The organism is Acidobacteriota bacterium (assembly GCA_030949985.1).
Classification (GTDB): domain Bacteria; phylum Acidobacteriota; class Polarisedimenticolia; order J045; family J045; genus JALTMS01.
In genome coordinates this window covers 1-8,037 of the sequence record JAUZRX010000013.1, presented here as the reverse complement: position 1 = coordinate 8,037, position 8,037 = coordinate 1, and the positions used below count along the sequence as shown (strand labels likewise).

1 protein-coding gene is annotated in these 8,037 nt (G+C 62.2%); it reads right to left on the bottom strand.

The window, feature by feature from the left end; all coding sequences use genetic code 11:
• Positions 1–1,484 precede the first annotated feature (1,484 nt).
• Positions 1,485–7,649 (bottom strand): reverse transcriptase domain-containing protein, encoded by a 6,165-nt coding sequence (locus Q9Q40_02620; protein MDQ7006104.1) that lies wholly within the window; start codon positions 7,647–7,649, stop codon positions 1,485–1,487.
• Positions 7,650–8,037: the final 388 nt, after the last annotated feature.

Below are 8,037 nucleotides of genomic sequence, written 5' to 3'. Positions count from 1 at the left end.
CGGGGGATCGAGCACCGGATCACGGGCGCGCCTCGGCGGTACCGGAACGGGATGCGGCCGCTCGATTGTCGGCGGAACCTGTCTCGACGAAGGCGACGGGAGTTCCGTCGCGATGGGGTGGCGATGAGGAAACCCGCCGCTGTGATAGCGGCGGCGGTGCAGTGGAAAACAGCGTGCACCGCCGTCATCATAGCGGGGGCCAGCTCATCTGGAAGGAGGCACAAAGCGACTATGGCCGTTACTCCGAGGGTGCAGCGCGACGTGGCTGCCCAGCTCGCGCTGGGGGTTCGGAGCAGGAGGCGACCGGAAGACGCAAGTAGGCTGGCAAGGGTAACCGTTGTCAGACCCACTAAGACGAGAGCCGGCATCGCGAGTGCGCAGATGATGCTGATCGCTGGTGGTAGAAATGGGTTGAGTCCCGTGGTTGGCTGGTCCGCAAGCCATAGGAGAGCAAGAGCGTGCAAGAGCCAGAAGATGGCGAGCACGTTTGTTGCGCGGTTCAGCGTTACCACGAGGAACGACCACAAGTGCAGAAGCACGGTGGGAAGGTCTAGGGGGCTCATGGGGAAGCCAGGCACTCGTTGGAGGAGTGAGTTCTCTTGTTGTTGTTGTTCAGTTGTTGTTTGTTTGGTTGGATGAGACGGAGGTTTCACACAAATCTAATGCTGCTGCTGCTTTTCTCTCAGTCTTGTAGGTGTCGAGCTCGCTGCGCGAGCGAGACAACAGAACCGAGCGGCTGCAGACGAGGTCGCAGTCGAAGCGAGCGGAGTTTTTTTTTTTTTCTACAGCGTGTCGTGAAAGCCATAGGAGAAAAGCAGGTGGAAGTCAGAACATTGCAAGGCTCGCAACCTGCGGGATGGCGCAACACCACCCCGCAAGGCCAGTTCCAACACAACCCGCTCTCTCCCGCTGGCTCCCTCTGTTGAGGGTAAATCACGCACGTCTTTTGTTTTTCGGCGCCGAGCTCTAAGGCAAACGGTCACACTGTTTTCGTGAGTGGAAAAAGATGGGGTTCTAGTTAAGCCTGGGGCCCCCGTAGGCCACGCAAGCCAGGTTTCGAAGATCCACAAATCAAGTCGCCACGTCTGGGGTTGGGCACACGGAAAGGGAGGGCACTCGGGCGGAGACGTATTGCGCTATTTCCCACATTGAAAGGCAGAAAATAGGCCAAGTGACGTCGAGGGGGGAGGGGGGTTGAGACGTGATTTGCGTAGTGCGTCGTCACGTCATCTGCGACCGCCGCGCGCGGGGTGGAAACCGAGGCTATCGCAACTGCGCAAGTTGCGCGATTTGCACCGGGAGATACGCGTTTGCCGTTGCAGCACGTTTCGTCAAGGTGTGGGAGGCCATGACGGCTGCGCCGCAAGGTCGGCTATTTTGACCGGAGCAAATTCGTAGCACGTTGCGTTCGCGTCACTTGAAGCGGATGTGCGGGAAGGTCAGACGGGACAGGTCAGCTAGGCGTCGACGGACACGACAACGTCCTACTCCTGGACGGCGTCAGTCCCCGTGCAGGTGGCTGACGGAGCGCGGCCGGTCTCGAGGGCGTCACTAGCTCCCGCGGTGTTGATGCGGATGTTGGGCGTGGAGCTGGTGGCGGCATTCGTGTGGGGCGCGGGCTGCTGCGGGGCGACCGGTGGGAGGCCGCTGGGGTGTCGTTGCGCGATCGGCGTTGACGGAGGGGAGGCGGTCAGATCCTGGGTCTGGCCTGCCGAAGAGGTGTTGGCTCCCGCAGTTGTGATGCTGTTGTTGGGCGAGGAGCTGTCAACCTGTGAATCGGTGGGGGTCGGCGACGCGGTCGTCGACTCTGCTTGAGGTGTGTCGTGTTGCGCCGGGCGCAGGCACTCCTCTCGTAATACTTCGAGCCATTCCGGGGCGAGGGACTGGCTGTCAGGGCCCGCATCCCAGTCCACGAGGAGGTGCGCTAGGTAAGTTTCCTCGATGCAGGTCGGAACAATTTTAGCGCGGGCGTCTCGGACGTGTTGAGGGATCTCGAAACCGATAGCCATCTTCCTTCTGACGTTGGCTTCGCGGGCGTCCTGCTGGGCCTTGGCGTTGCTGATGTCGGCTTCGCGGGCGTCCAGCTGTGCCTTGGCTTTTCTAATGTCGGCTTCGCGGGCCTCCATCTGCGCCTGGGCTGCCGTCGGCTTGTTGACTTTCGGGGTTGCGGTTGCCGTTGCTGGCGTGGGCGTCTTCTTGGGTGCTAGCGGTGCGGCCACGGGCGGGGGTTTGGTCGTTGTGGTGACCTTGGGAGCGTCCGCGGGCTTGGAGGCTGAGGTCTCGTGAGGGCCAGGGGCCGTTGAGATGTCGGCGTCGTGTTCCTCGACTGGGGCGCTCTCGTCGCCTTCGTCCTCGTCCTCCTGCGAGCACTCGAATTCATCCAGGAAGGAGTTGTTGCCAGAGAGGTCGTCGACAAATTCACCTTCCGACGCTGAGGAGTCGGTCTCGTCTGCGGGCCCTGACTTGTTCTGGTCGTGAGGCGATGCGTCTGAGACTGTGGTTGGTGCGGTTTTCGGGGTCGTTTCACACATCGCGAAGAACTGCTGAGCGTAGATCAGCGCCTCGAGGCGGGAGGTGGCGGATCCCCGTGCGATGGTTTCACCCATGCGTACGAGCATATCCTTTGGAGACACCGACAGGTAGCGCGCCAGGCGGGCAACGTGTTTGGTGCTCGTGGGGAGCAGCTTCCCGTCCGGTGTGAAGGCAATGGTCATCAAGTGGCCTCCTCGTTCGCGGACGGCCTTTCCGTAGGTGATCTCCTTCTGCTGCGAGCGTTTCTTTTCGTCCCACGTGACTGTGAGGTCGATGTAGAAGTTGCCCACTACCGCGTCGATGCGGGTTTCTTGGTTCATCCACACTTCCTTCGCAGCGGGGTGACCGTGGTCACGGATGAATCTGCAGAAAACTTCGAGTGCTGTGTTGTGGCGGATCGAAGGGCTGCCGAGACCTCCCCATTGCACGCACTGGGGTGCATGCGTATTGACTAGGTCTCTGACCGTGAACTCCTTTCCGCATCCCTTGCAGGGGAGCCGTCGGTCGTTGATGTGGTGGCTCGCGAGCGGAATCATCAAGTGACGTTTCAGCATGATTGCGAACTCGGTTGCGGATGCGTTGGTGTTGTCGGCGAAGGAGGTGAAGACGGAGCCGTCGAGGCGGCGGGGCGCGTTGGCAGCGGGGAAGCGTGCTCGGTAGTAAGCGTCCAGATAGACGCTCTGTTGGGCACTATCCCGGGCTGCCTTGTGGCAGACGCCACCGACTTTGCCCCAGTTTGTCATTCCCAGTCCTCCCATCCTCGTCGGCAGCGTGACTCTCGGGTTGTTGTGAACGGCTGAAGGGTGACATTGCGCCAGGCGCGCAACGCGGTCAGTTATCACCTTGTCGAAGGCCCGGAGCCAGCCCTGGGCTTCGTCGCCGTGGCACCTGGCGATGTAACCAGCCTTGGAGACGCCACATACGCGCAAGAGGGCGAGCTGTTGGCTGGGCGGGAGGTCTTCCAGCGCGGCCGTGAACTCGCGGTAGTCGTCAAGGTTGCGGAATTTGGCGAGCAAGTGTTCGGCTTCCTTCGGGTCGTAACTCAGGCCCGCGCCGAGGTAGAAAAAACCGCCTTTCCGCGAGTCGTGCTCGGCTCTGATCCTCAGACCTGCCTTTTCCTTCAGGCGTAGAATCAAGTCGGCGGCCGCGGCGTCGACGGCGGTGGTTTCCCCGATGATGCAGAGGTCGTCGAGGTACGCAATGATACGGACACCGTGTGCTGCTCTGATCTCGTCAAGGACGCCCTGAATGCCGATGCAGAAGAGCAGTGGTGCCACAGGGCATCCTTGTCGTACTCCACGGGACACGTCAAACTTGTGGATCTTCCCGTTCGGGTCTTCCCAGAAAGCGTGGCTCACGCAGCCGTACACGAAGTTGGTGTAGGCCTTGATGCGCGCCATCTTGGCTTGGTTCGTGGCCCTCAGAAAGCCGAAGAAAGTCGATCGAAATAGTTCCTGGTACGCGTTTGACGCATCGAATGTGAGACAAGTTTTCCCACTGCGTATAGCGTCTTGGACAATGAAGATAGCGCGCTCCGCACCGCCCTTGATGATCCCGAACTGGTCCGGCAGCATCTTTTCGATCTCGTAGGTGTCTTGCATCGCGACACGGGCCGTAACCTTGACGATAACTTCTGACATAGAGATCGGGCGGATACCGGCCTTCTTGAGTTTGGGAATGCAGATGAGCCGGATGTCTCGTAGAGCGTTCGCTTCTGCGAGGGTCAGGTTGCCTTGGAGAATGGCCCGCACGATCACAGTTATTGCGGACAAGAGGCTGTCAGGGTCGTGAGAGTGACCTGTCTTCTCTTCGTACTCGATCGCTTGCCACAGAACGTCGGAGGACAGGCCGCTGGCACCGGGTGCCTCTCCGCGGGCCGTCTGCTTGATAGAGTCGCGTACCTGCTCCGGCGTGACGACTGCGTCGGTCTGGTCGACTTGGATGGGGGCCGGCATGGCTCCGCTGGCAGCCGGGTGCAGCGTCTTGAGCTCGTCGACGGTCCCAGGGATGTCCGATGTGTCGAGCTGGCGGCCGCACTTTTCCAGCAGGATGTGCATTCCACGTGAGAGGTGGCCCGCCAGGAAAGCCGCTTGGACGCGTCGGAGGCGGTTCGCCTTCTCGTCCTTCACTTCTCGGCGGGGTGCAGGTGCTGTTGGTGCGGGGGTGTCTTTGGCCGCCAGGTTGCGGTCAAGCGTCTTCCATCGGTCCCTCTTGGCTGTGATCAGGCGTCGTGGGAATGCAAGGATGCTCGAGACACCGCCTCGTGCGACCTGCTTCATCGACGCTGCCAAGTTGGCGACGTAGCTTGAGGGTGCGTATCGGATGGCGCCGGTGGCCCAGAAGCTCGGTCCCGTGTTGGGCGACTGAGTTGTGTCCGGGGACCACGAGGCCTTCGCCGCCGTCGCGCTTTTGGGCGGCGAGGGGGTTCCGAGGTTCGCTGGGGAGCTGTCTTGCTTCTTCGCCGCCTGCTGGGAAGCCAGCTCAGGGTGTGGGGCTTTGGCCATGCCCACCGGTTTGGAGATGTTGTCCCACGCGTGACGGAAAAGATCTGCGCTGGCTTCCATCATGCCGTGGGCCTCCGTTGTGCGTGAGCAAGACTCCTTCACGCCTGTGATGTAGACAGAGCACAACGTGCGTTGGTCCGGCGCACGTTTGCCCATGCGGGTCTCAATGAACTCCTCGAAAGTGATCGTCCTGGTGGCATTCAGGGTCTTCTTCGCCTCGAGGTTGTACGCCGAATTTTCGAGGTCCCTGCCGTTGATCCATGGCTCGAAGTGCTCGACGCCGCCATCCGTCGGACATGTTGGTGGACGAATGACGATGTGGCATACGGCGGCCTGTACGTCGAAATTGCGCAGAAGAAGGGCAGCGTTGGCATCGGAAAGATTCGGCACGTCGCACCAGCCAGTTGGTTGTCTCTGGTCGCCTCCGGGTGCCTCGAGCGGGGTGCCGTCGAGCCAACTCAGGACCTCGGTTGCCGACAGGGTTGGGATGAAAAGGTCGCTCCAGTGTTCAAAGCATCCGTAACCTCGCACCCACTCGGGCGCGGGCGGCATTCGTGGGTCGCCGCGCACCATGCGGTCGACGCAGATCATCCACTGCGCGACTGACCACCAGCAACCCAGCCCCTCGCCCCGGATCTTGACCATCCGTGTCGTCGAGACTACTGAGCTCCACTGTTGTGTGCCACTCACGATGCGCGGTTTCGGCACACGCACGACGCCGTCGTCGTCACTTTCCGAGGAAACCTCGATTGGTGCGGAGCGTCCAGCCCCTGCAGTCTCTGACACCATTGAGGGTGTGCCGCCGAGTCCTTTCACACGGAATGGTGATGCGCCACCAGATTGAGCGGCCTTCCCCGCGGTTGATCGTTCCGTTGAGGTTAGGCCGGGTTTCTTCAGGCCCCGGGTGCACATGCGGTAGGTTGCGGCGTCCTCTGTCCTCTTCACACGTGCCGCCGTTGGCTTCCGCGGTGATCGGCCGTTCGACATGTCATCGTCGCCCGGTGAGGCTGTGTTGGTACCGTCGCCCGTGTAGCCGTGCTGATGCGCGTCGTGTGCGTCAGCTCCGCCGCCACCTTCGGCCTCGTCACGAGCCCCCGTGCCGTCGTGATGGTACGCGTCGTCCTCGTCGGTCTCGTCGTCACTGCCGACGGTCCGCGAGTCGCCTGTCGCTTTCTTCTTCTTCTTGCCGGGTGTGGGCAAATCCGTCGGGCTCGAGGCTGCGGGAACAGCGGGTGCCTTGCCCTTGTCAGAAGTCGCCTTGGCCGCCTTGCGGGCTGCCGCCTTGAGTTCTGCCTTGACCTGGGCCCTCGTCTTGGCAGTGTAGTTGCCGTTGGAGGCCGACGGCGTGGCATCGCCTTCCTCTTGCGGTGCTTCTGCGTCGTCCCGGGGTTGCGCTTCCTCTTCCTCCGGCTCATCGCGCTGCGAGCGGCCGTGCTGGTGCGCGTCGTGTGCGCCAGCTCCGCCGCCGCCTGCAGCCTCGTCGTGCTGTGCTTCCGCGTGGCCGTGCTGATGCGCGTCGTGTGCGTCAGCTCCGCCGCCACCTTCGGGCTCGTCACGAGCCCCCGTGCCGTCGTGCCAGTGCGTCTCCGCGTGATCGGCTTGCGGCGCGTCTGCGTCATAGCCACCACCGGCATCTGCACTGTTCTCGTGCGTCTCCGCGTGATCGGCTTGCGGCGCGTCTGCGTCATAGCCACCACCGGCCTCTGCACTGCTCTCGTGCGTCTCCGCGTGATCGGCTTGCGGCGCGTCTGCGTCATAGCCACCACCGGTATCCGCGATGTCGTACTCAGCGGGAGTTGGTTGCGGGACTTCTCCCTCGCACCCAACGCCGGCATGCGCACTGTCGCCGGAGCCTGGCGTCCTCGTCTCGTTCTCGCTTTTGGTTCCGGTTGATCGGGTGCCCGCAACTTTATCGGTCTTCTTCTTGCCGATCGAGTTGAGCGGGCCGTTGCCGCGCGTCACAGACGGGACCTTGCTGGGCGAGGAAGGTGCGGCCGATCCTCCGGTGATGGCTGAGCCGGACTGCTTCTTGGCTCTGGCGAGGGTCTCCTTCTTCGAGGAGGAGCTCTTCTTGGGCCGAGGGCTGGCTTGCTGCGTGTCTGTGCTGTCGGCCGTGTTCTCCGGCTGCTGCGCCGAGCTCGCTTCGGCGTGTTCCTCTGATTCGCTGCTGGTGCTGGCGTCGTCGTCGGTGCTGTCGATGAGGTCGGGTGTGGGCTCCCGCCGTCTCCGTCTCACGTCTTGTTCCGGAGCTCGGTCATCGTTGCGCGGTGCGCGGGCGGCTGCGCCCTCCGGACCGTCCAGGCAGTGCGTCGCGACAGGGTCAGCCTCTTCATCTGCTTCGTACAGGTAGTCAATCGTGGTGCGGTCGAAAGGGCCTGAGCCGTCCGTCCGTGGCCATGGCACGTTGCGCTGGATTGCGTACAATTCATACGTGCCCGCAGCGCAGATCGCTTCATCATTGTAACGCATGATCATCTGGTGGTTCGTTTCCGCTGCTGTCCACCACTCCTTGACGCAGGTCCACTCTCCCGCGGCCCACTTCTCGGCTTGAGTGCGAGACTGATCGAGGTACATGATCGCCTTGAAACGCATAACGCCAGCCTTGTTCTCCATCCGATTTGCCGCCAGCGCGACTGCGCGGCATCCGGTTGTTTGCCCGCGGAAAATCAGGATTTGGACCGTCGTGTTGGCGGTCTCGCAGATAGAGTGCACCGGCATGGTCGTCGGGGACGAGAGCCCTGGGATGCACTGTGACGGAAGGGGGGTCGGGCCGTTGCGACAGATAAATACGTGCCGAACTGTGCCTCCAACGCCTCCGACACCGGCGCGCTTGCCGTCATCCGAGAAGGCCTGTCCGCAGGCTTTGTGGTTGAAGGACCACAATAAGTCTCGCCGTCCGGTGCACCGCATGGTTCCCTCGATCGGTGTTGTCACTCGCATCCACCTCCGGTCGTGCCTGGCTCAGCTCGTCGTGCCTGGCGATCCTGCCGCCGGCAGGATC

What these genes read in the sequence shown, in the direction of transcription:
- Q9Q40_02620 (MDQ7006104.1), bottom strand. Translation starts at nt 7,649, where the DNA reads ATGGAGAACAAGGCTGGCGTTATGCGTTTCAAGGCGATCATGTACCTC.